The sequence below is a fragment of the Pantoea sp. genome (assembly GCF_039594315.1).
Lineage (GTDB): Bacteria > Pseudomonadota > Gammaproteobacteria > Enterobacterales > Enterobacteriaceae > Pantoea.
Genome location: NZ_JBCNNP010000004.1, coordinates 127,763 through 151,990, shown reverse-complemented (window position 1 = coordinate 151,990; position 24,228 = coordinate 127,763). Strand labels below are relative to the sequence as shown.

Here is a 24,228-nt window from a genome sequence, read left to right as displayed (position 1 = left end):
GTTAACACCGCGCCACGGCTGATGATTTTCTGTGCACGAACTGTGCATGGAGGATTCTGCTGCGGCTATCATTTAAGAATTATCCTGGTTGTAGTGGTCAAGCTCACGCGAAAAAGTGTGATCGCCATTACGCTATTATACTGATTACTCTCTGCTTTACGGATGCCTTTGGCGTAAGGAGTGTGATGATGCTGAGTCTGAACGCGTCTCTGCTGATCGTTACCGATCTGGATGGCTCATTACTGGATCACCATGACTACAACTGGGATGCCGCCAGTGAATGGCTGGCGCGGCTGAAACAACATCAAATCCCGCTGGTTATTTGTTCCAGCAAAACCGCTGCGGAGATCATCCCACTGCAAAAACGTTTGGGGATCATCGGCGCACCGTTTATCGCGGAAAACGGCGCGCGCGTGGCGTTGGAGGCACAAACACCGCCGGAAGAACCCAGCGCCGCCTACCGTGCGCTGTGCCACACGCTGCAAGGCCTGCAAGCACAATTCCGCTTCAACGGTTTTCACCAATTTAGCGATGCCGATGTGGCGCGTTTCACCGGTTTGACGCTGGCCGAAGCCAGCCAAAGCCGCTTGCGCGAAGCTTCCGAAGTGGTGTTGTGGCGTGATGATGAGCATCGTTTAGCCGCGTTCCGAGAAGCGTTGTCTGAACATAACCTGGCGCTGACCCAAGGGGGTCGCTTCTGGCACATCATGCCCGCCGGCAGCGGCAAAGGCATCGCGCTGGAACAGATCACCCAACATTTCGCGCAACAGGAAGGCCAACCGCGCATCACCATTGGGCTGGGCGACGGGCCCAATGATGTGCCAATGCTGGAGCGCGTCGATTATGCCGTGGTGATTAAAGGCTTCAGTAAAACGCCAGTCAACTTGCAACGCAGCGATACGCAAAACGTTTACCACACCGCACACGTTGGCCCGCAAGGCTGGCGTGAAGGTCTGGACTATTTTCTTGCGCCTAACGATTAATGGCCGAACCAGGAGGATGAGACGATGAGTGATTTTTACCAGAATGGTGTCATTACTAATTTCCATAATCTCACCCACCGCAGCGTTGAATCGCTGGAAAAAGAGATGGTGCGCTTTGCGCGCAAACGCAAAATGGGGCTGATTTTACCGTCGCTGTTTTCTGAACTTGAAGGGCCAGCTCTCGATAACATCGTTAATGAACTGGCCAAAGTGCCCTACCTCGACGAAATCGTTATCGGGCTGGATCGCGCCGACCGCGATCAGTTTATGTTTGCTCGTGAGTTCTTCTCACGCCTGCCGCAACGACATCGCATTTTGTGGAACGATGGCCCACGCCTCAAAGCGCTGGATGCTGAATTAGACAAAGAGGGATTGTCGCCGAGCCAACCCGGCAAAGGCCGCAACGTGTGGTTCTGTACCGGCTACACGCTGGCTTCAGATCGCACCCAATGCGTGGCGCTGCACGATTGCGATATCGTCACCTACGAACGGGGTATGCTGGCGCGCTTGCTGTATCCGCTGGCCAATCCGGCGTTTCAATACGAGTTCTGCAAAGGCTTTTATGCACGCGTCGCCGATGGCAAATTGAATGGTCGCGTTGGCCGTTTGCTGGTCGGCCCGCTGTTACGTTCGCTGCAAAAAGTCTACGGCCATTCGGAATATCTCGATTATCTCACCAGCTTCCGTTATCCGCTGTCCGGCGAGTTTGCCATGCGCACTCATGTGCTGAACGGCATCAAGATTCCGGGCGATTGGGGATTGGAGATTGGCGTGCTGTCGGAGATCTATCGCAACTACACCACGCGCCAAACCTGTCAGGTGGAGATTGCCGATAACTACGATCATAAACATCAGCCGCTGGCCGAGGATGATGGCACCGGCGGCCTGAAGCGCATGAGCAACGACATCGTGCAGTCACTGCTGCGTAAGCTGGCAACCATGGGCGTGCCGCTCACCAGCGATTCGTTCCGCGTTTTGAAAGCCACCTATTACCGCAATGCGCTGGATATGATGGAGATCTACAACCACGAAGCCACCATGAATGGCCTCAAGTTTGATCAGCACATCGAAGAAGCGGCGGTTGAGATGTTCACTCAGGCAATTCTTGATGCCGGGCAATCCTTCATTGAGCGGCCCAACGAGAAGCCATTTATCCCCAGCTGGAGTCGCGTGCAATCGGCCTTCCCCGACATCCTGCAACGTATTTATCAGGCGGTGGAAGAGGACAACGACGGCAAGGTTTAATCGCTGCCGCACACCTGATTACGGCCCTGGGTTTTGGCGCGATACAAGCGGCTGTCGGCGCTGGCTTGCAGACTTTCGGCATCGTAATCGCCCTGCGCTTCACTGCTGCTCACACCCGCCGACAGCGTAACGCTGAACGTAGTGCTAGCGTTGATCAGGATGATTTTCGCCTCGAGGCGCGCACGGATGCGCTCCGCCACCGCCTTCGCCTCTTCCAGCGAGGTTTCCGGCAGCACGATACAAAACTCTTCGCCGCCGATGCGCCCTGCTACATCGTATTTGCGTAACGTGTGGCTAATCACGCTCGCCACGCGAATCAACGCCTGATCGCCCGCATGATGTCCCCAGGTATCGTTGACCTTTTTGAAGTGATCGACATCCAGCTGGATCACCGCAATCGGCGTGTGTTGCTGACTGCCGCGTGCCGCTAAGGCCACAAACTGCTCGAAGAAGGCGCTACGATTGAGTAAGCGCGTCAAGCCATCGTAATTGGCACGCCAGGTCAGTTTGGCCGACATCGCATCCATACGTTTCACCAGACGGAAAATCACCTGATGCGCCACCGCCAGCAGCAGCACGAACAGCAGCCACATGCCCAACATGAACAGCGCCACGCGGCCCAACTCCTGCGAGAATCCCTGGCGCAAGCTTTGGATGTTGATCAGATAGGCATCGACGTTTTTCAGCTTGCTCCAGGTGGCGAACTGCGTTCCGAGCCGCAGCACACCGGCAGGCTGTTGCAAAATACGCTGCTTCAGACGCGCTTCTTGTTCATCGGTGAGCGGCTTATCATTAGGTGCATGCAGCCGGGTGACCTCTTGCAGTGAGCGATCCACCAACAGCAATTTGCCCTGCAACAAACTGTGCCGCGTGGTTTCCATCAGATCGTGGATACGTTGCTGGGTGAAATCCATCGACAGCACGCCATACCAATAGTTGTTGCTGTAAATCGGCGAGCTAACGGTCAACATCAACCCTTCATTGAACATGCCTTGATAACCTTTGGTCCAGCGCAGCGTTGCATGGTTTGGATTGCTCGGATCCTGATCGCGGAAATAGGGGCGCTGCGTCATGATCGCGTAGCTTTGCTCCAGTTCCTGTGCACTTTGCGGTGGGCGTGAACTGATAAAGAAACCGGCGCGTGAGATGTACCAAAAGCGCGAATGAAAATCCTTGCTGGCATCGCCAAACTGCATGATAAAGCTGAACTCCAGCGCGGCGCGCAGCTCTTGATCGAGATGGCGGCTGTCGCGGATTAACAGCGAATCACGCATCAGCCAGCTGTCGCTCACGCCGTTGATTGGCATGCTGCGTGGGCTGGAAAGCTGCAATTGCCACGAAGGCTGCTGGCGCACTTGCTGGAAGCGCGCAATGGTTTCACGCGCGTGATCGGAATCCAGCGGATGGGTGAGCGCATAGTTAAGCATCTGCTGGTAATAGAGCAGCTCATCAATGCTTTCCTGGAACTGGCTATCTAGGTTTTTCTGGATTTCAGAAAGCTGCGCGCGCTGGCGTTGTTCGTAATTATTTTTGAGCTCTATCGCTTCATGGGTGGTGAGAAACGCGGAGAAAAGAAAGACCGCCAGAAAGCAGAGATGAACCGATAAAAACGGATTACCTAAACGTTGCGAGAATGGCGAGGTTGGCATGCGCAGCCGTGCTCCGGAAAGAGACGAATGCGGAAAGTGTAGTCAGTTGCAGAGAAAGCGTACAGACAAGGATCAAAGTAAAATCAGCGAGCTAAAACAATTCGGGACGGTCCACAACCGTCCCGAATGCGGTTAACTGGCCATCTGTTGCGCGCTGGATAAGTGACTGAGTTCGTCACTGCGAAACGCTTCGCGCCGCACGCTGTAGCCGTCATACCAACGACACTCAACCATTCCACTGGCATTGTCAGTCACCACCATAATGGTGCCGCCCTGTTTGTGCTGAACTTCGTCGCCCATAGCAAAGATCATACCGCACCTCCTTCTTCATCGTTAAATGACCGATGTTAGGTATAGCAGCTGCGCCGGATTTTTTCCTATATGAGAAAGTTATTAATGCATCTTATGCAGAATAAGCAGTTAAAAATGCTGAGAATAAAAAAAGCCGACAAGATTTATTGTCGGCTTTGATAGCACTTCCTGAACAGGAAACTTAGATTTTGCAGCCTTCACAATCCGCTTCGTCGCTGATGTCGGCTGGCACTTCGTTGGCTTTTTCTGCCGCTTTGGCTTCAGCCTGTTCCAGCTGTGCATCGATATCGAATTCAAACATATCGTCGTTCATCATCATCTCCCGGTCGTGATTAGAAATTTCCTGCGCTTTATAACGATTAACCGCGCAGCTTGGCAATCAGATTTACACCTAACAGCACGATCGACCCAACGATAAAGCCGATCACCAGATTGGTACCGTTGCTTAATAACGCCGAAACCAACCCGTTGAAACCGCCGCTGTACTCAGTGATGGCGTGATGCAGCGGCGTAATGCCATGCACGATAATGCCGCCACCAACCAAAAACATCGCAATGGTGCCGACCAGCGTCAGCGCTTTCATTAACCACGGCGCAAACGCTAACAACGCGCCGCCAATCGCCTGCGCGACGGTGGACGATTTCTGTTTCAGCCACAATCCGAGGTCGTCAATTTTTACGATCATCGCCACGATGCCGTATACGCCGATGGTGACCAAAATCGCCACGCCCGCCAAAATCAGCACCTGATTCAGCAGCGGCGCTTCCGAGACAATGCCCAAGGTAATCGCCACAATTTCTGCCGAAAGGATAAAGTCGGTGCGAATCGCGCCTTTCACTTTGTCCTTTTCAAATGCACGCGGATCTTGCTTAGCCAATTTATCCAGACGCTGCTGACGGGCTTCCGGACTTTGTTCCGCTTTGTCGTGATTCAGGCTGTGCAGCACCTTTTCCACGCCTTCGTAACAAAGATAGGCACCGCCGATCATCAATAACGGCGTAATCAACCACGGCGCGAACGCTGAAATCACCAGCGCCAACGGCACCAGAATCAATTTATTTAAGAACGAGCCTTTGGCTACGCCCCACACCACCGGCAATTCACGGTTGGCTTTGACGCCGCTCACCTGTTGCGCATTCAGCGACAGATCATCGCCCAACACGCCCGCCGTCTTCTTTGCTGCTACTTTTCCCATCACCGAGATATCGTCGAGCAGCGTCGCAATATCATCCAAAAGCGTTAATAAACTGGTTCCTGCCAAAATGGTGTTCCTTATTATTCCGGTTGGTGATCCTGACAACAGGGGCAACGCTCAATCATTGTCACCGTCATATCGGCGATGCCCGCACAGTCCCATTCAACGCGTAATGGCCCGCTTACATCTCCGGCATGCAAATATTTGCTTACCGGGCTTTCCGTCATGCCGCTGATCTCTTCGGTGGCAACCAAGGTGTCGCCAAGATAAATGCGCGCCGTTGCATGGGTGTTCACCATCCGCTCGTCGCGGAGTTGATACAGGCGCTTGACGGTCAGTTTGATGCTGTTCATGGCTCAATTCCGCGTCCCAGAGAAAAGGAAGATCTAAACTGTTCTGCTGGCTAAAAGCAACAATCAGACGCTATTCAACGCGATAGTGATGCAATCCTTGATGATCAATTTCGCTGCTGTCGGTGGCGGCTAGCAGCCACTCTTCCAGCCGTTCGATCAGTGCCGCGTCATCCAATTGCAGTTTGCCGCGCAGCGCGCATTCCCAAACGATCAGCACTTTCCAGCCGCCTTCACGCAGTTGCTGGATGTAGCGCCTGTCACGCTCCACGTTGCTGTTAATTTTGCCGCTCCAGAACTCGGTGCGCGTCGCCGGCATTTTGAACAGATAACAATGATGTCGATGCCAGAAGCAGCCATGAACAAAGATGATCGCTTTTTCGGCGGGCAAGACAAAATCTGGCCGGCCCGGCAGCGCTTTATCCTGCACGCGATAGGTAAAGCCGCGATCTTTAAGAATCAACGCAATACGCTGCTCAATCGCCGTATCCTGATTACGAATGGCACGCATATTTTTGCTGCGAATATCTTGCGAGTGGACGTCTGCCATGGCGTCTCCTTGTTATTAGGGCTCCTTCAACTTTAGCGGTTTAGGCTAAAAGCGAAAGCACACGCCACGCCAATTTCCTCGTTGCGTGATGAGTGTTAGCATAGCCGCCTCTCTGTTAAGGAAAAACGCATGCTTGCTATTGATCCCGCCGCGCCTGTTTCACCCGCCTCTTCTGCTGCTCATCATGATGATGCCTCTGCGCTGTTATTGCAGGTGCTGGATATCTATGCGGCCCGCGATGTGGTGGAACGCTTAAGCGAAGCCGGCGGTCGTGACTGGAGCGTGCCGCGTTTGAACCGCATTCGCACCGGCAAAAGCATTGCACCAGCGCTTTCCAGCGCGGAAGTGGCCTGCTTGCAAGCGTTGCTGCCCACGCGCCCGGCACATTATGACGATGCCAAATTCCGTTTCATCGACTTGTTTGCTGGCATTGGCGGCATTCGCCGTGGCTTTGAACAGATCGGCGGCCAATGCGTATTTACCAGCGAATGGAATAAGGAAGCGGTACGCACTTACAAAGCCAATTTGTACAGCGATCCGCAGCAGCATCAATTCAACAGTGATATCCGCCTAGTGACGCAACCGGCTGGGCTGAGTGATGAACAGGCGATTTATCAGCACATTGACCGTACCATTCCCGATCATCAGGTGTTGCTGGCCGGTTTTCCTTGTCAGCCGTTTTCACTGGCGGGCGTGAGCAAGAAGAATGCGTTAGGACGCGCGCACGGTTTTGAGTGTGAAGCACAAGGCACCTTATTCTTCGATGTGGCGCGCATTCTCGCCGCCAAAAAGCCGCCGTTCTTTGTGCTGGAAAACGTAAAAAACCTCAAAAGCCACGATAAAGGCCGCACCTTTGCCATCATCATGTCAACGCTGGATGAGCTTGGTTATGACGTCGCCGACGCCGATGAAAGCGGTTTACCGGACGCGAAGATCATCGATGCGCGCCACTTCTTGCCGCAGCATCGTGAACGCATTGTATTGGTGGGCATTCGTCGCGATAGCGGGCTCAGCAACGGCTTTACGCTGCGCGCCCTGCCCGCGCTCTATCCAAAGAAAGTGCCGTCATTGCACAGCCTGCTGGAAACTGCGCCTGAAGCCAAATACACCTTGTCGCCCACGTTGTGGAATTATCTCTATCAATACGCCAAAAAGCACAAAGCCAAAGGCAACGGCTTTGGTTTCGGCCTTAACGATGCGCGTAACCTGAATGTTTGCGTGCGCACCTTGTCGGCGCGCTATTACAAAGATGGATCGGAAATCCTGATCGATCGCGGCTGGGATCACGCGCAAGGCGAAGTGGATTTCCAGCAAGCAGAAAATATGGCACGTCGTCCACGGCGTTTAACCCCGCGTGAATGCGCGCGACTGATGGGTTTTGAAGCGCCAGGCGAAGCGCAGTTGCGTATTCCAGTATCGGATACCCAAGCCTATAAGCAGTTTGGCAATTCGGTGGTGGTGCCGGTATTTGCTGCGGTGGCGCAATTGTTGTTGCCGCTGATTGAGCAGCATTCAGCACAAAACACCTAGCTTTTACCCTGCACAATTTTATTTATTGCCGCGCTTTGTGCTGTTTTCGGAATAATCTCAATCGCTGTCACAAAGCTGTCACGCGCGCTGCCAATACTCGCCTTTTATTTTTTGGAGGCGTTCGATGTCACTCCTTTCCGTTATCTCCCTACCGTTGCGGCTGCGCGCGCGGTTCTCATTCCGCGTCCCGCTGTGGCTCACCAGTTTACGTAGCCAATTCCTGCTGTTTATCGTGCTGTTTTGCGCCTTGCAGTTTGCCGGCGTGCTGTTGCTGAATAATCACGTCAATCAGACGCAAACCTCATTGCAACAGGCGAATCAACTGCGGGAACGTTTGGCACTGCTGGATAAAGCGCGCATTGAGTTGCTGACCGCCAGCGACAATAGCCACCGCGCCGGCATCTATTTGATGCAGGATCAGCAGAGTGGCTCGGTAGATAGCTGGAAAAGTCTGGCGGCAGCAGCAGATGATTCGCTGAAGCAAGCGCAGCAACAATTCGCCGCTTATCATGCCAATAAAGACAGCCCGCTGGCGCAAGGTTTTGCCATGCTGGCCGAAGGTTTGCAGGAGCAGCTGAAAGGCTTAGCCGCCAACGATATCAATGCCTTTTTCATGGTGCCGATGCAGGCGTTTCAGCAGCAATTTAACGATGCGTGGTTCAGCGAAATCGAGCAGGCCAACCATCAACTTAGCGACGTCAATCACAACACGCTCAGCACCTTAAAGCAGAGCCGCAATATGTCGATGATCGTCTGCGCGGTGTTGATGGCGCTGCTGGCGCTGGCTTCCAGCTTGCTGATGCGCGGCGTGTTGCTGCCGCTGCGTCGTGCCAATGCGCAGCTCGAACACATCGCCACCGGCGATCTGGTGCCGACTCACGATACGCCGCGCCGCCAGTCGCTGGAAACGCGCCAGTTATTCACATCCATTGATACCATGCGCAGCGGCTTGCAGCAGATTGTCAGCGACATCAATACGGTGGCCGTCAGCGTGGCGGCCGGTGCTGAAGAGATGCAGCAGAACAATGAAAAAGTGATGCAGCAGCATCAGGCACAAAATGCCAGTTTCCATCATCTGTCGCAGCGTCTGGATCGCGTGTCGGAAGAGGTTGAAATCGGCGCGCAGTTCTCGCAGCAAGCTACACAAGAAGCGCAATCGGCTGACGTGTTGATGCGTAACTGCGCGGTGGAAGTCGATAACATGGAAAACCAGATGCAGCAGATCGTTAACGCGGCGGGTGATATCTCCGGCATCGTTGGCATGCTGGATAATCTTTCGATGCAAACCCGTTTACTGTCATTGAACGCGGCAATCGAATCCGCCCACGCTGGCGCGTATGGCCGCAGCTTCTCGGTGGTAGCCAAAGAGATGGGGTTACTGTCGCAAAAAAGTGGTGAATCAACGCGCCAGATTGATGGCCTGATTCAGCATACGCAGCAGCACGTCAATGATGGCTTTGAGAAAGTACAGGCATTGGAAGTGTTGTTCGCACAAATCAGCGGCGCGGTTTCCGGCGTAGTAACGCAGTTGAGTGAACTGCAACAAAACAGCGCGGCGCAAAGTCATCGCGTGAAAAAGATTGCGCTGGAAGTGGTCGAGATGAGTGGACAGCTGCAACAAAACGAAGCGCTTAACGCCCATCAAGTGCATTCGGCAACCCAGTTACGTGAACTGTCGGATCGACTGGCGCAGCGCGCGCAGCAGTTCCGTGTCAGTAACGCTTAACTAACCGCAATAAAAAAACCCGCCAATCGGCGGGTTTTTTGTTTATTTCTTCTTCTTGCCTTTCTTCAGCAGCGCACGGATCTGCTTCAGTTCTGTCGCGGAGAGTTGTTCTGTTACCGCTTCTTCAGTATGCAGGCTATCCACGGTTGGCTGCTCACCCGCATCCAAACTGGCCTGTAAACGATTAACGATCTCCTGACTCATGGAGATTTGATTATCTGCAGCTAACTGTTTGATGTGCTCTTTCAGTGCCGGGTCAATCTTAATGGTTAAGTTTACGGTCTCGGTCATCTTCATACTCCCTTTTAATTTACAACAACGTAGCGGAAGAAGATGAAAGTTAACAGACTGTCATAAAAATTTAATATTAAGAGTGTATAGGGCTGAAATCCCTTAACACCGATTCATCAATTGATGTCAGGTTGCCTTGCAATTCCGCGCAAAGCTTGCCCATGTAGTTGACCAAAAAGTCGGCGTTATGCTCTGCCAGCAGGCGCCCTGCTTCGGTTTGCATGGTTTGTGGCAGACGCAATAATTTCTTCTGGAAGTGATCCAGCGTCCACTTTACATCGTCTAATTCACGCTCTTTTCCCAGCGGATCTTCACTATCAAACAGCGGTCGACCCAATGCGCCCGCAGTGTAGAAAACGCGTGCCAGGCCGATAGCTCCTAAAGACTCGAGACGATCGGCGTCCTGCACGATTTTCGCTTCCAGCGTATGCGGCGCGATACCGGCACTGAAACTGTGTGCTTGCACCGCGTGTGCTACGGCATCCAGCAACTCCAGCGGAAAATCGGGGAAATCTTGCTGCAAGATACGGCGGGTTTCTTCCGCTGCGTAGGTTGAAGCCAAATGACGTTCTGGATGGTTTTTCGGCAGGTTAACCACATCGTGGAAATAACAGGCGGTTAACACCACCATCGGATCAGCGTCGCTGTGTTGCATGATGCGTTTTGCACTCATCCAAACGCGGCGCAGGTGCGCGATATCGTGGGCTTTGTCGTCGTGCAGCCAGTTCAGCTGCAGCCAGTTCTCGTAGCGTTGTTGCCAGTGAGTGAGAGACATCGTGCTTCTCCTTTTATTGCTGTTATAAAGCACCGCTCATGCAGGGTGCTGCTCCTGTGGACATCATAGCGGTTGGGTAATGACACTTTTTTTACATCCCTCCCGGATGTGCAAAGCGTAAAAATGCGATCACGATCTTGTTATAGCGCTGTTAACGGCCGTTGCACAGCACCTAATACGATTTAGGTATTTCCTTACTGCCGTTTTAGTTAAATAACTCTGTTAAACACAGGTAATGTATTTTGACCACAAACAAATTTCGCGCTGGAAGAATATTCCAGTTATATGTGCTGATTTATGCGGTTTATTAAGGAGAGTTCAACAGGGTATAATCTGAAACGGTTCCCATTCTGGCCTTTATAACGTACTGTATCTGGGAAAATTCTGACTTCGAACCCTTTGCGAGGCCGGTGACAGCACACATTTTGCTTATGAGCCATTTTTAAAAGCTAAAATCGCAGAAATAGCCTGATTATGAGGCGACAAATTATTAAGCAAACTGATTCAAACCCACTAAGCTAACTCTCACTTCTGCCAATGCGGATGTTTTCGACAGTTTCCGGGTTTGTGACACTACATGAGGTATGCAATGAAAGAACGGCCGATTCTTTTTTCTGAACAGCGGGTGCGCGCCCTGTTGGTTGGCCAGCAAACGCAGACCCGACGCATAATGAAAACCCAGGCGTTTGGCCCGGGGCAAGATCATCACGAAGGCGTGCATGCGTTTGATGTCAGCGCCAACCATCTGCACGGTTATAAATTGATGTCGATGGCCGATGTCAGCTCTCACTGCCCGTTTGGTCAGGCCGGTGACAGTTTGTGGGTGCGGGAAACCTGGCGTGGTCCGATTGTGCCGGAAGCGTTACTCGCTGAATATGAGCGCGATCCGCTGCCTTTCCGCAAATCGTCGTTTTGTCAGTATCGTGCCGACAGCAATGAACTCGGCCAATTAGACGAAGACGTCCAACACGCCGAGCAATTTGGCTGGCAAACTGCCATTCATATGCCGCGCTGGGCCAGTCGCATTGATTTGCAAATCACCTCGGTACGCGCGGAGAAGATTCAGGACATCAGCGAAGATGACATCATGGCCGAAGGCGTGCAGACCGATACGCACTTCCTGAACAACTTCTTCACGATGAACATGAATGCGGAATCGCCGAAAGAAGCCTATCGCAAAGCGTGGCAGAAGCAGTACGGCGCCACCAGTTGGGAAGTGAATCCGTGGGTGTGGGTTATCGCCTTTGAGCGTGTGGTGCGCGAAGGTTAAATTCCTTTATACCAACATTCATCAGGTCGTCATTTGTGACGACCTTTTTTATGCCTTCCGTCTGGTTTGCCACTCCAATCACAGACAAATCGTGTTGCAGCTGATTTAATAATCGGCTTTGAGTCCGCCCCTGAAGAGTGAGTGATGCGATGTTCAAATGGCCGTGGCATGCGCAAATAGAAACTTCAGTTACCGCGCTTCCGTGGCAATCAGCGTTAGCGCAGCCAATCTTTTCCCTGCTCGATCCATCAGAACAAAACGCGCTTGTCGCGTTAGCACAGCGTTTCCTGCAACAGAAAAAAATCACCCCGTTACAGAATCTGCAACTGGATGATCTGCTGCTGGCGCGTATGGCTTTGCTGTTTTGCTTGCCAGTACTCAAGCTAGGCTTTGAATGGCTCGACGGCTTTCACGAAGTATTGATTTATCCCGAACCTTTTAACGTCGATGATCGTTGGGAAGATGACAACGGCTTAGTGCATCACGCGCCCGCCGTGCATGCGGGACAAAGCTGGACGCAAGGCCCAGTGGTGCTGAACGCGCTGGATATTCAGGACTCGTTCGACCTTTCGGGCTTTAATCTGGTGATCCATGAAGTGGCGCATAAACTGGATGCGCGCGGCAGCGGTTACACCAGCGGCATTCCGGTGATGCCGCTGCGCGATGTTGCCGATTGGGAAAAGGATTTACAGCAGGCGATGGCAGAGATAGAAGCGGAAGTGGAGTTGGTCGGCGAACAAGCTGCCACCATCGATCCTTACGCCGCCAGCGATGCCGCAGAATGTTTTGCCGTGCTTTCCGAGTATTTCTTTAGCGCGCCGGACTTATTAGCCAATCGTTTTCCGGTGATGTATCGCCATTTACAGCAGTTCTATCGCCAGGATCCGCTGGCACGATTGATGTTATTGACATCGGAACCTGCTTAAATCGCGATCGCTTTGTACTATTGCTAGCCAATTGAATATAAATGTGTTTTAAGCTGTTGACACCCGACGGAGGCGCCATTAATATTCGCCTCGTTCACACGATTCCTCTGTAGTTCAGTCGGTAGAACGGCGGACTGTTAATCCGTATGTCACTGGTTCGAGTCCAGTCAGAGGAGCCATATTTAGAGAAGCCCGCTTAGGAAACTAAGCGGGCTTTTTGCTTTTCTGATTTCGCCAACTCATTAAAAGTTCATTTTTGAACCTTTTATCCCATTTCAGTGCAATTAGATGCTAAACCCACTGCGATAAAAGACAAAAGTATCAAAAATGACACTTTTCACTTTTAACCTCGTATTTCGCCCTACATTTTCACATGAAGATAGGACAAAGGTTCAAAAATGAACCTTTTCGTACTATAGTCATTCCATATTGCGGTATTTAAGGTGAAAAGTGTCAAAAATGAACCCTGATGAAATCAAATTTAAGGCTTTTGACTTTACATCGTTGCCGGAACTGCTGACCAGCGAACTGAAGCGACAGAACATCACCTATGAAGAGATGGCGTTCCAGATCGGTGTCTCAATCTCCACGTTTAAGCGCATGATTGCCAATCCCTCCTCCGCGAAGGCGATTAATTTGCATGAATTGCTGACGGAACTGGGAATAAAAGTATGGCTCGGCAAATAGACGTGTGGTTGTATGGCAAACCTGTCGGCAGATTGACTGAGGAAGCGGCCGGTTTTGCATTTTGCTATTTGCCGGGTTATCGCGGCCGGGCAATCTCGCTGAGTATGCCAGTAAGATCTGAACCTTATTTGAGTGAAGAACTTCATCCTTTCTTTAAGGGATTGGCTCCCGAAGGTTGGTTACGCAAACGCTATTCTGAAATTCAAAAAATCGACGACCAAGACTTGTTTGGTTTGCTGATGCAAAATGGTAACGACTTGCTCGGTGCAGTGGTACTCAAGGAGATAACAGATTGAATCCACAACGCTGTTTGATAAATTTAAATACCTTAAAAGACACCGAGCTTGAAACGCATTATTCAATCAAAGGCATCAAACACCTGTTTGGCAGCATAAACGTTGCTCTGCGCCTGCCTTTCACCCGCAGCCAGTTTATTCAGGAACTGCCGGAACGTCAGAAAGGGATGAGTATTTCCGGCTATCAGCCCAAGCTCTCCCTTCGATTGGAAAATGGCGAGTTGCAGGTTGTTAGCAATGATGGCAGCTATATCCTCAAACCTTCACCAGAAGAGTACCCACATTTGGCGGAAAACGAACACGCCACCATGTGTGTGATGCAGCGGTTGCGATTCAACGTACCGCCTTTTGGCCTCATCCCCTTTAAACATGAAGATAATCAGCCAGAAGAGTTGGCATTTGTGATTAAGAGGTATGATCGCTTAGGTGCAGATCAGGCGAGATTACATCAGGAACAATTAGATGGCGCGATGGGACTCGATGATAAATATGGCAAAATTGATAATAAGAAAGCCATCAGCTACGAGAAAGCGGCTAAATTTCTCAATAATGCGGTAAGCCGGAGTTTGCACAGCAAGCGCGACCTGTTTTTACGCATCGTCTATGCCTACGTGCTGGGCAATAATGATTTCCACCTGCGCAATATCGGCATCATCCTGCCGGAAACGGAGCCCGCACATCTGGCACCGGTTTACGATTTTATTAGCGTGGTGCCCTATCCTGCCGCGTTCGGCGAATATCTCGCCTTGCCGCTGCTGGAACGTGAAGAAAATGATGCGGAGAACGCACCGGGTATCGATTCAGGATACGGCGAATATGTTGGCGCAGATTTTATCCTGCTGGCGCAAGGGATGGATATCAATCCGGCATTAGCACGCAAATGGCTCGCCGACGTGGTTAACAGCCATCCGTTGATTATTGAAACTTACACTGAAAGCCATATGCCTGAAGTCCAGCGCCATGCCGTCCTTGAATACGTTGCCCGGCGTATCACGTTGCTCGCCGTGACTGACCTCTAAACATAAAAAACCCGCTGGTCAGCAGCGGGTTTTTATTCATTGACGCACAGTTCATTCCAGTAACTGTAACGCATTGCATGATGCTGGAGTTCATCTCTCATAATAGCGATACACCGAAGGGTGGAACTCTACGCCGTAGAGTTGGCTAATCGGGATCAGCAGATCGATATGATTGCCAAGATCGAATTCTCCCGCTTCTATTGCTCTGGTATCGCCGTTAATCAGTTGGTTAAACCAATTTTGCAAACGTGTTTTCATCGTTAGCGTCTCCACAAATGATTGACGCTGACAGTAAAACGCATGTCGAGATATAACCAAAACGATTAGTTGTTCGTTTCTTTTCCAAAGAATGCATATAAAAGCAGGTCGCCATGAATGGCGACCCGGCTCGAACTATCCCTTAGTCTTCGCCATCATCTTGCGATAATTGTTCAGCCATTTGCCGCTGGTCAAACGCCACCAGAAGCACACGCCGCGCACCGTCCAGTCAAGGAACATGCCAAGCCACACGCCAATCACGCCCATACCAAGCACGATACCGAGGAAATAGCCCGCCACCACGCGCGCGCCCCACATGCTGAACATCGAAACATACATGGTGAAACGCGCATCGCGTGCGCCTTTCAGGCTGGCTGGCAGCACCCAGGAAGCCGTCCAAATCGGCATAAAGGCGGCATTGAGCCAAATTAAATGTTTGGTTACCGAAATCACTTCGGGATCGCGGCTGTAAAACTGCGCCAGCGTTCCGGCGAGCGGAACGGTGAGCAACGCCAGCGAGCACAAACCTATCATCGCCAGCCAGAAAACATGTTTGATTTGCCGTTCAGCCTGCATCACCTGATTAAGCCCCAACCTGCGGCCAGTAATGATGGTCGAAGCCGACCCCAAAGCGTTACCTGGCAAGTTGATCAACGTGGCAATCGAGAAGGCGATAAAGTTACCGGCGATTTCGTTGGTGCCCATGCCCGCGACAAAAATCTGTGTTAGCAATTTACCGCCGTTGAACAGCACCGATTCGATACTGGCAGGCACGCCAATGCCCAACACTTCCATCAAGATATTGCGATCCCAGCGACGAAAATAGCTGGCAATGGAGATTTTCAGCGCGGGCGTAATGCCGCGGTACAGCACGTAAATCGCCGCCGCAGCACCGATATAACGCGAAATGGTCAGCCCCAATCCGGCACCGACAAAACCCAATCCTTCCCAACCCATGCAGCCGTAAATCAGCACGCTACTGATCACGATGTTGAGGATGTTCATGCCGCCGTTGATCAGCATCGGAATTTTAGTATTGCCCGCACCACGCAGCGCGCCGCTGCCAATCAGCGCAATCGCCGCAGCCGGATAGCTCCACGCCGAGGTTTGCAGATAGCTCAACGCCAGTTCTTTCACCTTGGGGTCGGCGCTGCCCGCAATCACATCAATGATTAGGTGTCCCCAAAACTCAATGGCGATCACCAGCAGGAAGGCCAGCGCGGTCATCAATCCCAACGACTGCCGCGTTGCTGCGCGCGCACGTTTGCCGTTGCGTTTGGCAAGGCTAAACGCTACCACCACGGTGGTACCGAGATCGATGGCGGCGAAGAAGGAGATAATCACCATATTGAAGCTGTCGGCGAGGCCCACGCCCGCCATCGCTTCTTTACCCAGCCAACTGACCAAAAACGTACTGAGGACGCCCATCAACATCACACATAAGTTTTCGATGAAGATCGGCACGGCTAACGGGGTGATTTCACGCCAGAACAGCGTGCGATAAGAACGACGTTTGGGATACCACGCCGTATTTCTCACCGCCCGCATCACTGCTACGCCAGGATTTTGCAAGGGAGTACCAAATCACTTTGGAGAGGAAGAAGAGTAATAATGATGATAGGCCACTGACAAATATGCAAAGTGTTTCCCATCACCATTTAATCATTATTACAAACTTTTTGTCGCCACCACCGCAGGATCCGCTGCGCCGCCCAGATAGGCGCTACGCACGTCATCATTATTTAGCAATTCAGCGCCGCTGCCGCTGAGCCGAATCTCGCCGTTCACCATCACATAACCACGATCCGCCAATTGCAACGCATGACGAGCATTTTGCTCGACCAGAAACAGCGTCATGCCTTGTTGAGTTAACTCGCGCAGGATGGCAAAAATCTGTTTCACCACAATCGGCGCAAGGCCAAGGCTGGGTTCGTCGAGCAGCAGCAATTTAGGCCGACTCATCAGCGCGCGCGCAATTGCCAGCATTTGTTGCTCACCACCCGAAAGCGTCATCGCACGTTGTTTGCGCCGCTCCAGCAGACGCGGAAATAGCTGATACATACGTTCCTTATCCTGTTTCACGTAGCGCTCACCAATCGCAATGGTGCCCATCAGCAGATTCTCTTCCACCGTCATGTCGGGAAAAATACGCCGCCCTTCTGGTGCCTGCGCGATGCCACTGGCGGCGATGAAATGCGTTGAGCGTTGACTGATGGCTTCTCCACGCAAGCGAATCTCGCCGCTGGCAATGCGGGGCTGGCCAAAAATCGACATCAATAAGGTGGATTTACCTGCGCCGTTGGCGCCAATCAATGCCACGGTTTCACCTTGATTGACCGTCAACGACACCTGTTTCAGCGCCTGCAAGGGACCGTAAAACACATCGACCTGTTCAAACGCTAACATCGGTTCAGCCATGGTCGCTCTCCTCTTCCGCACCGAGATAAGCGGCAATCACTTTGGCATCGTGGCGAATTTGCTGCGGCGTACCTTGTGCAATTACATCGCCGTGATCGAGCACCACAATATGGTCAGAAATACGCATCACCATCGGCATATCGTGTTCAATCAACAACACGCTAATGCGGTGATCGGCGCGCAGACGATGCAAAATTTGACTAAGCGCTTCGGTTTCCACCGGATTGAGCCCTGCTGCCGGTTCATCAAGGCATATCAATTCCGGCCGCGTGCACATGGCGCGTGCAATCTCCAGTCGCCGCTGCTGGCCGTAGGAGAGCGTGCCCGCCAGACGATTGGCACTCGACACTAAATCGACGTTTTCCAGCCAATAGAAAGCGCGATCCAATGCGCGATTTTCCGCCTCGCGATAGCCACGCGTATTAAGTACGCCTGCCAGCAAGTGGCGATTAACCTGCATATGCTGCGCCACCAGCAGGTTTTCAATCACCGACATTTCACGGAATAGGCGAATATTTTGGAAGGTGCGTGCCAACCCGGCACGGTTTACCAAATGCGCGCCGCCGAACATTTTGTACCAGACGCGTGAGCCGAGCCGCGATGGATTGATCCAATCACTGGCATGGATTTTTTGTCCTAATACCTGAATCACATCGGTGCTGCGTTGATTGGCATTGAGCATGATGCGGCCGCCCGTGGCACGATAGAAACCGGTTAAACAGTTGAACACCGTGGTTTTTCCCGCGCCGTTTGGCCCGATCAGCGAAGTCACCGAACCACGCTCAACTTGTAGACTGACGTCATTGAGCGCCTTAATGCCACCAAAACGCATCATCAGATTATCGACTTGCAGAATCGCATCACTCATGGCGCACTCCTTTACGCAGCGGCACGCCGACGCGCGCGGTACGCACCAACCCACGTGGTCGCCAAATCATCATCAACACCATCAACATGCCAAACAGCAACACGCGATACTCGGCGAAGCTACGCAGCAATTCGGGTGCAACGGTTAATACAAAAGCCGCCAGCACCACACCCAGCGTCGAGCCCATGCCTCCCAGCACCACAATGGCGAGAATCAGCGCCGACTCAAAAAAGGTGAAGGAAGTGGGATTGACGAAGCCCTGATAGCTGGCGAAAAACACCCCAGCAATACCGGCGGTGGACGCGCCCAGCATAAAGGCGGACAGCTTGACCAATACGTGATTCAATCCCATCGCGCGGCAGGCAATTTCATCTTCGCGCAGCGCTTCCCATGCGCGACCAATCGGCATGCGCGTCAACCGATGTTTGATCCACAGCACCAGCAACACCACGAATACCAGCACCACGTAGATGAAGATAAACTTCATATTAGGGTTGTAGGTGACATGCAGAAACTCGTGATACGGCACGCCGCCATCGCGCGCGCGGCGGGCGAATTCCAAACCAAAAAAGGTCGGCGATGGCACCGAAACGCCGTTTGGACCGCCAGTAAACGACAGCCAGTTAGTCAGCACCAAACGGATAATTTCGCCGAAACCGAGCGTAACAATCGCCAGATAATCGCCGTGCATGCGCAGCACCGGAAAACCCAATAGCGCTCCGGCGAATGCTGCCATCAACGCCGCCAGCGGCAGCATGCTCCAGAATCCTAAGCCGAGATATTGATAGCCGAGCGCCAAACCATACGCGCCGATGGCGTAGAAAGCGACGTAGCCAAGATCAAGTAAACCAGCCAGACCGACAACGATGTTCAATCCCAGCCCCAGCAACACGTAAATCAAGCCGAGAATCGCCACCGTCAGCAGATATTTACTGGAGAGAAACGGGAATGCCATCGCCACGATCAACAGCAGCGGCAATATCCAGCGTAAACGAGAGCGATAACCTGGGTCGCGCACATACACGCCGTCATCTTTGCCGGAAAAGCGGCGCATCACATTTTGGCCAAACGCTGTATGCAGAAACAAACTAAACAGTAAGCGCCCGACCATCACCACCGCCACCAACAGCGCCACGCGCTGTGGTGACAATTTGAAGCTGTAACCGTCGAGCACGATGCCGACAATCGGGCCAAATACCACCAGTGCCACCAATCCCGCCAACAGCGTGTCGAGCAGTGTCTGGCGCAACGGGCTTTGCGTCATTGCATTCATCAATGCTTCCTCACACTTTAGCGACCAGCGGTCGTCCTAACAGTCCCTGCGGGCGGAAAATCAAAATCACCACCAGCAGCGAGAACGAAAATACATCTTTGTAATCCGAGTTCACCATGCCGGCAAACTGCGCTTCAGCCACGCCCAGCAGCAAACCACCTAACATCGCGCCTGGCAGTGAACCGATACCGCCCAGCACCGCGGCGGTGAAGGCTTTAATGCCGATAATGAAGCCAGCATAGAAATCAAAGGTGCCGTAATTCATCGTTACCAGTACGCCCGCTAAACCCGCCATCGCCGCACCTATCACAAACACCAGCGAAATCACGCGATCGGTGTTGATGCCGAGAATTGATGCCATACGCCGATCCTGTTGCACCGCACGGCAAATACGGCCCAATTTGGTAAACTGGATAATCCACGTCAGCAGCGCCATGCCACAGAACGCAGCAATCAGAATGAAGATTTTGGTCCAGGTGATTTGCACCACACCGCCATCAATCTCCATGCGCAGCACGCCGGTCAGCAGCGTGGGAATCCCCTGCTGATTCGGTCCCTGACTAAGCTGCACGTAGTTTTGCAAAATCAGCGACATACCAATCGCCGAAATCAGTGGCGCAAGGCGTGTTGAGTTACGCAGCGGACGATAAGCGATGCGCTCAATCGTCCAGCCATAAGCCGAGGTGACGATGACGGTAAAAATAAGCGTGCCAAAAATCAGCAGCGGGAAGGAGTGAATACCGAAGAAACTCAGGATGGAAAGTCCAATCGCGCACAGATAAGCAGAGATCATATACACCTCGCCGTGGGCGAAGTTGATCATGCCAATGATGCCGTAAACCATGGTGTAGCCGATGGCTATCAAGCCATAAACGGCACCCAGCGTTAAGCCGTTAATCAGCTGCTGTAAGAAGAAGGCGTCCATAATGGGGTCTCGTACTCAATGGGAGCGCACACTTCGCGCTCAATCGCGAATGGCCCCGCAGCGCGCGGGGCCGCGTGACCAATCACAGTTGGTGATATTTGCCTTTGTCATCCCATTGATAGACGACGTAATCCGAGACTTTGAGGTCGCCTTTACTGTCCCACGCCTTTTTACCCATCACGGTATCGACGCTGTTCGCTTTCAGCCAATCGCTGGCTTTGGCATTGTCTTTACCTGCGGCTTTGTAAGCGGCAGCCAGCGTTTGAATCGAGGCGTACGCGTATAAGGTGTAGCCTTCTGGCTCAAAACCACCGGCACGGAATTTCTCGATCACGGCTTTACCATCCGGAATGGTGCGCGGATCGTTGCCGAAGGTCATGTAGACACCTTTGGTGTATTGCGGGCCGCCCGCGGCAGTGACCATATCTTCAGTAACGATGCAGTCGCCAGAGAAGAAGGCGGCGTTGACACCTTGTTCACGCATCTGACGTACCAGTGGACCGGCTTCCGGATGGCAACCACCAAAATAGACCACGTCGGGATTGAGCGCGCCAATTTTGGTTACCAGCGCGTTGAAATCTTTCTCACCGCGCGACAAACCTTCATACAGCACTTCCTTCACACCACGTTTTTCCAGCGAGGCCTTAGTCGCATCCGCCAAGCCTTGACCGTAGGTGTCTTTGTCATGAATTACCGCGACTTTTTTCGCTTTGAGCTTGTCGATAATGAAATCAGCGGCGATGGCACCTTGCTGGTCATCACGCCCGCACATGCGGAACATAGTTTTCATGCCGCGTTCGGTAATTTGCGGGTTGGTTGATCCGGGGGTAATCGCCAGCACGCCGGCTTCGTCATAGACTTCGGAGGCGGGCATAGTGGAGGAAGAACAGAAGTGGCCGACCACCGCCATCACTTTATCTTGATCGACCAAGCGGTTGGCTACCGCCACTGCTTGCTTAGGCTCACAGGCGTCATCGCCCTGCACCAAAACAATTTTCTCGCCGTTAATGCCACCAGCGGCATTGATGTCATCGGCGGCCTGGCTGGCACCTTTCCAATATTGCGCGCCGTACGTTGCATTGGGCCCAGAGAAGGGACCGGCCACACCAATTTTAATATCGGCCTGAGCGTAAAAGGCCACGCTTAAACAACCGGCAATCGCCACCTTCATTGGGTGTTTTATGAATTTCAAAGACATGCTTTCAATCCTCAACGGGTCAGGAACGGAGCCATACCACGGCCTGGGAGAAATCAATTTCTGAAACTTTGGTGGAGCTGAGTGCGACCAAGCGGATTTTTTCGTAGGGTCGCCATTCATAGTGACCACTTTCAATGGCGTGAATAAACTCACTCCAAACGAAATAACATCGGATTGCTATGGCCACGATTGAAAACTAAGCAATAAACTCGCCAATAACGTTAATGTGGACGATTTTTTGCCAGAGCATCGCGGCGCAGCGGGAGGCGCGCGATGTAACATCCCTGCTGATCATAAACATAGCCACAGTTACGCGGCGTACCAGCACCGTGATGGTGCAGAATGCGGTCGATCACAGATTCTTCATCGTGCTAAAAGGTTTATCCGCTATGCTCTGGTGAAAACGGTCCACGTTTCCTAAAGGAGAACCTATGAATACGCTACGGAACGGATTGAGCAGCCAGCAAGCGCTGGACGAATTGGAACGCCTGTACGACAGTGCGGTGGAAGCGCTGCGTGATGCGATTCGCGAGTTCACCACCAACGGGCAATTGCCGGAAGAGAGCGCACGCCAGCAAGGGCTGTTTGTTTATCCGGAACTGCGCATCACCTGGCTGGGTGAAGGCCCGCAACAAAATCGCACCCGCGCCTGGGGACGATTCACCCATACTGGCAGCTACAGTTCCACCATCACGCGCCCTGCTTTGCTGCGTCACTATCTCAGCGAACAGTTGCAGATGCTGGAGAAAGAGTATGACGTGTTGATTGAAGTCGGCCCGTCACAACAGGAAATCCCGTATCCGTATGTGATTGATGGCTTGTCGCTGGACCGTTCCATGAGCGCCAGCATCGCCCGTCACTTCCCCACCACCGAACTGTCGCAAATTGGTGATGAAACTGCCGATGGCCTGTTCCACGCTAATGCGCTTTTCCCACTGTCGCACTTTGATGCCCTGCGCACTGATTTCTCACTGGCACGTTTACGCCACTACACCGGTACCGCCGTCGAGCATTTCCAGCCGTTTGTGCTGTTCACCAACTACACGCGCTACGTCGATGAATTTGTGCGCTGGGCGATTGAGCAAGTGCAAGACCCAACCACGCCTTATGACAGCCTCGCCTGTGCGGGCGATGTAGTGATCACCGCTGACACTCAAGATCCTACCGCGATGATGTCCGACCTGGCGTGGAAGAAACATCAAATGCCGGCCTGGCATCTGACATCACCGAATCGTCGCGGCATTACGCTGGTGAATATCGGTGTTGGCCCTTCCAATGCAAAAACCATCTGCGACCATTTAGCAGTGATTCGCCCGCACGCGTGGTTGATGATTGGTCACTGCGGCGGCCTGCGTGAAAGCCAGACCATCGGCGATTATGTGCTGGCACACGCTTATTTGCGTGACGATCATGTGCTGGATAGCGTGTTACCGCCTGACATCCCTATCCCCAGCATTGCCGAAGTTCAGCGTGCGCTGTATGACGCCACCAAAGCAGTCAGCGGCATGCCGGGCGAGGAAGTTAAACAGCGCCTGCGCACCGGCACCGTCGTTACCACCGATGACCGCAACTGGGAGCTGCGCTACTCGGCTTCCGCGCTGCGTTTCAACCTGAGTCGCGCAGTGGCGGTGGATATGGAGAGCGCCACCATTGCCGCGCAGGGTTATCGCTTCCGCGTGCCGTACGGCACCTTACTGTGCGTATCTGATAAACCGCTGCACGGTGAAATCAAACTGCCGGGCCAGGCTAATCGTTTCTACGAAGGTGCTATTTCTGAGCACTTGCAGATTGGCATCTGCGCAGTAGAACTGCTGCGTGCCGAAGGCGACAAGCTGCACTCAAGGAAGCTCAGAACCTTCAACGAGCCGCCGTTTAGGTAAAAGTGCAACAACGCCAGCCGCTAATGTGGCTGGCGTTGTTCAACAATTAAATCTTTAAGACAATATCTTTTACAAACCATATTAAAATTGCGGCAACGGCTGGAACCATAATGCTCCAGGTTAAACGATCGTTTAGCCTCTCGAATTTAAGATCTATTTTTTCGAACTTCGCTTCGAGTTTTTCCTCCATTCGCTCGAACTTTTCATCTATACGATTTTCAAGCTGGCCGAGCTCCCCCATAATTTCAAAGCGCATGGCGCCCTGTTCCGCTCTCAGTTCATTTTTAACGGATTCAATATCCGCCTTAGTAGCAAAATGCTCCGAGCGAGCAGTGAGCACAGCAACATCCATCTGAATTTTTTGCGTGTTTTTTTCCAGCTGTTCAACCCGTTTGGTCAATTGCTCCATGTGATGATCTCCTTGGTTACCGACGCCAAAAATTAGCGGTGGAAACACGCGTGTTGCGCTGCTCATGGGATAATCCATCTCCGAATCCTCTTCCCTGGTTTGATGTAACTTTCCACCTTGAAGCTAGTGGAACAGATTTGCGCCGCATTAACATTCCACGATCCCGCCATTCGCGGTGAAAATTTTGCGAGCAG

The 24,228-nt window shown here is 52.5% G+C and carries 26 protein-coding genes and 1 tRNA gene; 11 read left to right on the top strand and 16 right to left on the bottom strand.

Annotated features, from left to right (window positions below; translation table 11 throughout):
- Positions 1 to 188: 188 nt before the first annotated feature.
- Together ABDW13_RS05160 and ABDW13_RS05155 are read left to right on the top strand one after the other, a co-directional pair.
- Positions 189 to 983: a mannosyl-3-phosphoglycerate phosphatase-related protein gene (locus ABDW13_RS05160; protein ID WP_343551399.1), complete on the top strand. Its 795-nt coding sequence runs from the start codon at positions 189 to 191 to the stop codon at positions 981 to 983.
- Between the two features lie 24 nt (positions 984 to 1,007).
- Entirely contained in the window at positions 1,008 to 2,228 is a 1,221-nt protein-coding gene (locus ABDW13_RS05155) for a glycosyl transferase (protein ID WP_343551362.1), read from the top strand.
- Here the strand turns inward: ABDW13_RS05155 and dgcQ are convergent.
- The 6 genes from dgcQ to vsr form a co-directional block, all read right to left on the bottom strand.
- The gene (dgcQ, locus tag ABDW13_RS05150; RefSeq protein WP_343551361.1) at positions 2,225 to 3,877 is read right to left on the bottom strand and encodes a cellulose biosynthesis regulator diguanylate cyclase DgcQ; all 1,653 of its coding nucleotides are present in this window, start codon (positions 3,875 to 3,877) and stop codon (positions 2,225 to 2,227) included. The two genes, ABDW13_RS05155 and dgcQ, sit on opposite strands and share 4 nt — an antisense overlap.
- Positions 3,878 to 4,009: 132 nt before the next feature.
- The gene (locus ABDW13_RS05145; RefSeq protein WP_343551360.1) at positions 4,010 to 4,189 is read right to left on the bottom strand and encodes a DUF2158 domain-containing protein; all 180 of its coding nucleotides are present in this window, start codon (positions 4,187 to 4,189) and stop codon (positions 4,010 to 4,012) included.
- A 181-nt stretch (positions 4,190 to 4,370) separates the two neighbouring features.
- Positions 4,371 to 4,502 (bottom strand): hypothetical protein, encoded by a 132-nt coding sequence (locus tag ABDW13_RS05140; RefSeq protein WP_008105430.1) that lies wholly within the window; start codon positions 4,500 to 4,502, stop codon positions 4,371 to 4,373.
- A gap of 46 nt (positions 4,503 to 4,548) precedes the next feature.
- The gene (locus ABDW13_RS05135; protein ID WP_343551359.1) at positions 4,549 to 5,451 is read right to left on the bottom strand and encodes a DUF808 domain-containing protein; all 903 of its coding nucleotides are present in this window, start codon (positions 5,449 to 5,451) and stop codon (positions 4,549 to 4,551) included.
- Between the two features lie 14 nt (positions 5,452 to 5,465).
- Entirely contained in the window at positions 5,466 to 5,738 is a 273-nt protein-coding gene (locus ABDW13_RS05130; protein ID WP_343551358.1) for a hypothetical protein, read from the bottom strand.
- A gap of 70 nt (positions 5,739 to 5,808) precedes the next feature.
- A complete protein-coding gene (vsr, locus tag ABDW13_RS05125; protein ID WP_343551357.1) occupies positions 5,809 to 6,285 on the bottom strand; it encodes a DNA mismatch endonuclease Vsr in 477 nt (158 codons plus the stop codon).
- Between the two features lie 129 nt (positions 6,286 to 6,414).
- Here vsr and dcm point away from each other — a divergent pair, with 129 nt between their 5' ends.
- Positions 6,415 to 7,815 carry a DNA (cytosine-5-)-methyltransferase gene (dcm, locus tag ABDW13_RS05120; protein WP_343551356.1) on the top strand — a complete coding sequence of 467 codons (1,401 nt, stop codon included), beginning with the start codon at positions 6,415 to 6,417 and terminating at the stop codon, positions 7,813 to 7,815.
- Positions 7,816 to 7,939: 124 nt separating this feature from the next.
- The gene (locus tag ABDW13_RS05115) at positions 7,940 to 9,541 is read left to right on the top strand and encodes a methyl-accepting chemotaxis protein (RefSeq protein ID WP_343551355.1); all 1,602 of its coding nucleotides are present in this window, start codon (positions 7,940 to 7,942) and stop codon (positions 9,539 to 9,541) included.
- A gap of 42 nt (positions 9,542 to 9,583) precedes the next feature.
- Here the strand turns inward: ABDW13_RS05115 and ABDW13_RS05110 are convergent, their stop codons facing one another.
- Both ABDW13_RS05110 and ABDW13_RS05105 read right to left on the bottom strand, forming a co-directional pair.
- Positions 9,584 to 9,832 carry a hypothetical protein gene (locus ABDW13_RS05110; RefSeq protein ID WP_343551354.1) on the bottom strand — a complete coding sequence of 83 codons (249 nt, stop codon included), beginning with the start codon at positions 9,830 to 9,832 and terminating at the stop codon, positions 9,584 to 9,586.
- A 76-nt stretch (positions 9,833 to 9,908) separates the two neighbouring features.
- Positions 9,909 to 10,607 carry a phosphohydrolase gene (locus ABDW13_RS05105; protein ID WP_343551353.1) on the bottom strand — a complete coding sequence of 233 codons (699 nt, stop codon included), beginning with the start codon at positions 10,605 to 10,607 and terminating at the stop codon, positions 9,909 to 9,911.
- Between the two features lie 589 nt (positions 10,608 to 11,196).
- On the opposite strand from ABDW13_RS05105, the gene ABDW13_RS05100 reads away from it, so the two are divergent.
- The 6 genes from ABDW13_RS05100 to ABDW13_RS05075 all read left to right on the top strand — a co-directional run bounded on the left by ABDW13_RS05100 (position 11,197) and on the right by ABDW13_RS05075 (position 14,805).
- Positions 11,197 to 11,877 carry a hypothetical protein gene (locus ABDW13_RS05100; protein WP_343551352.1) on the top strand — a complete coding sequence of 227 codons (681 nt, stop codon included), beginning with the start codon at positions 11,197 to 11,199 and terminating at the stop codon, positions 11,875 to 11,877.
- 149 nt (positions 11,878 to 12,026) lie between these two features.
- Positions 12,027 to 12,803 carry a DgsA anti-repressor MtfA gene (gene mtfA, locus ABDW13_RS05095; RefSeq protein ID WP_343551351.1) on the top strand — a complete coding sequence of 259 codons (777 nt, stop codon included), beginning with the start codon at positions 12,027 to 12,029 and terminating at the stop codon, positions 12,801 to 12,803.
- Between the two features lie 103 nt (positions 12,804 to 12,906).
- Positions 12,907 to 12,982: transfer RNA gene (locus ABDW13_RS05090), tRNA-Asn, on the top strand.
- Between the two features lie 280 nt (positions 12,983 to 13,262).
- A complete protein-coding gene (locus tag ABDW13_RS05085) occupies positions 13,263 to 13,490 on the top strand; it encodes a hypothetical protein (protein WP_343551350.1) in 228 nt (75 codons plus the stop codon).
- Entirely contained in the window at positions 13,475 to 13,786 is a 312-nt protein-coding gene (locus ABDW13_RS05080) for a HipA N-terminal domain-containing protein (protein WP_343551349.1), read from the top strand. Before ABDW13_RS05085 ends, ABDW13_RS05080 begins: the two co-directional genes overlap by 16 nt.
- The gene (locus ABDW13_RS05075; RefSeq protein ID WP_343551348.1) at positions 13,783 to 14,805 is read left to right on the top strand and encodes a HipA domain-containing protein; all 1,023 of its coding nucleotides are present in this window, start codon (positions 13,783 to 13,785) and stop codon (positions 14,803 to 14,805) included. The genes ABDW13_RS05080 and ABDW13_RS05075 overlap by 4 nt, the downstream gene beginning before the upstream one ends.
- A gap of 90 nt (positions 14,806 to 14,895) precedes the next feature.
- On the opposite strand, the gene ABDW13_RS05070 is transcribed toward ABDW13_RS05075, so the two are convergent.
- The 7 genes from ABDW13_RS05070 to ABDW13_RS05040 all read right to left on the bottom strand — a co-directional run bounded on the left by ABDW13_RS05070 (position 14,896) and on the right by ABDW13_RS05040 (position 21,745).
- Positions 14,896 to 15,063, bottom strand: coding sequence for a hypothetical protein (locus ABDW13_RS05070; RefSeq protein WP_343551347.1), 168 nt, complete (start codon positions 15,061 to 15,063; stop codon positions 14,896 to 14,898).
- Positions 15,064 to 15,198: 135 nt separating this feature from the next.
- Positions 15,199 to 16,611, bottom strand: coding sequence for an EmmdR/YeeO family multidrug/toxin efflux MATE transporter (locus ABDW13_RS05065; protein ID WP_343551346.1), 1,413 nt, complete (start codon positions 16,609 to 16,611; stop codon positions 15,199 to 15,201).
- 120 nt (positions 16,612 to 16,731) lie between these two features.
- On the bottom strand, positions 16,732 to 17,481 hold the full coding sequence (locus tag ABDW13_RS05060; RefSeq protein WP_343551345.1) for an ABC transporter ATP-binding protein: 750 nt from the start codon (positions 17,479 to 17,481) through the stop codon (positions 16,732 to 16,734).
- The gene (locus ABDW13_RS05055) at positions 17,474 to 18,349 is read right to left on the bottom strand and encodes an ATP-binding cassette domain-containing protein (RefSeq protein ID WP_343551343.1); all 876 of its coding nucleotides are present in this window, start codon (positions 18,347 to 18,349) and stop codon (positions 17,474 to 17,476) included. The genes ABDW13_RS05060 and ABDW13_RS05055 overlap by 8 nt, the downstream gene beginning before the upstream one ends.
- Positions 18,342 to 19,622 (bottom strand): high-affinity branched-chain amino acid ABC transporter permease LivM, encoded by a 1,281-nt coding sequence (gene livM / locus ABDW13_RS05050; RefSeq protein ID WP_343551342.1) that lies wholly within the window; start codon positions 19,620 to 19,622, stop codon positions 18,342 to 18,344. Before livM ends, ABDW13_RS05055 begins: the two co-directional genes overlap by 8 nt.
- A gap of 10 nt (positions 19,623 to 19,632) precedes the next feature.
- On the bottom strand, positions 19,633 to 20,547 hold the full coding sequence (locus tag ABDW13_RS05045; protein WP_343551341.1) for a branched-chain amino acid ABC transporter permease LivH: 915 nt from the start codon (positions 20,545 to 20,547) through the stop codon (positions 19,633 to 19,635).
- A gap of 82 nt (positions 20,548 to 20,629) precedes the next feature.
- Positions 20,630 to 21,745, bottom strand: coding sequence for a branched-chain amino acid ABC transporter substrate-binding protein (locus tag ABDW13_RS05040; protein ID WP_343551339.1), 1,116 nt, complete (start codon positions 21,743 to 21,745; stop codon positions 20,630 to 20,632).
- A 431-nt stretch (positions 21,746 to 22,176) separates the two neighbouring features.
- Between ABDW13_RS05040 and ABDW13_RS05035 the strand changes: the two genes are divergently transcribed.
- On the top strand, positions 22,177 to 23,625 hold the full coding sequence (locus ABDW13_RS05035; protein WP_343551338.1) for an AMP nucleosidase: 1,449 nt from the start codon (positions 22,177 to 22,179) through the stop codon (positions 23,623 to 23,625).
- A gap of 46 nt (positions 23,626 to 23,671) precedes the next feature.
- Here ABDW13_RS05035 and ABDW13_RS05030 read toward each other — a convergent pair whose 3' ends face one another.
- Entirely contained in the window at positions 23,672 to 24,112 is a 441-nt protein-coding gene (locus tag ABDW13_RS05030) for a hypothetical protein (RefSeq protein ID WP_343551337.1), read from the bottom strand.
- Between the last annotated feature and the right edge of the window lie 116 nt (positions 24,113 to 24,228).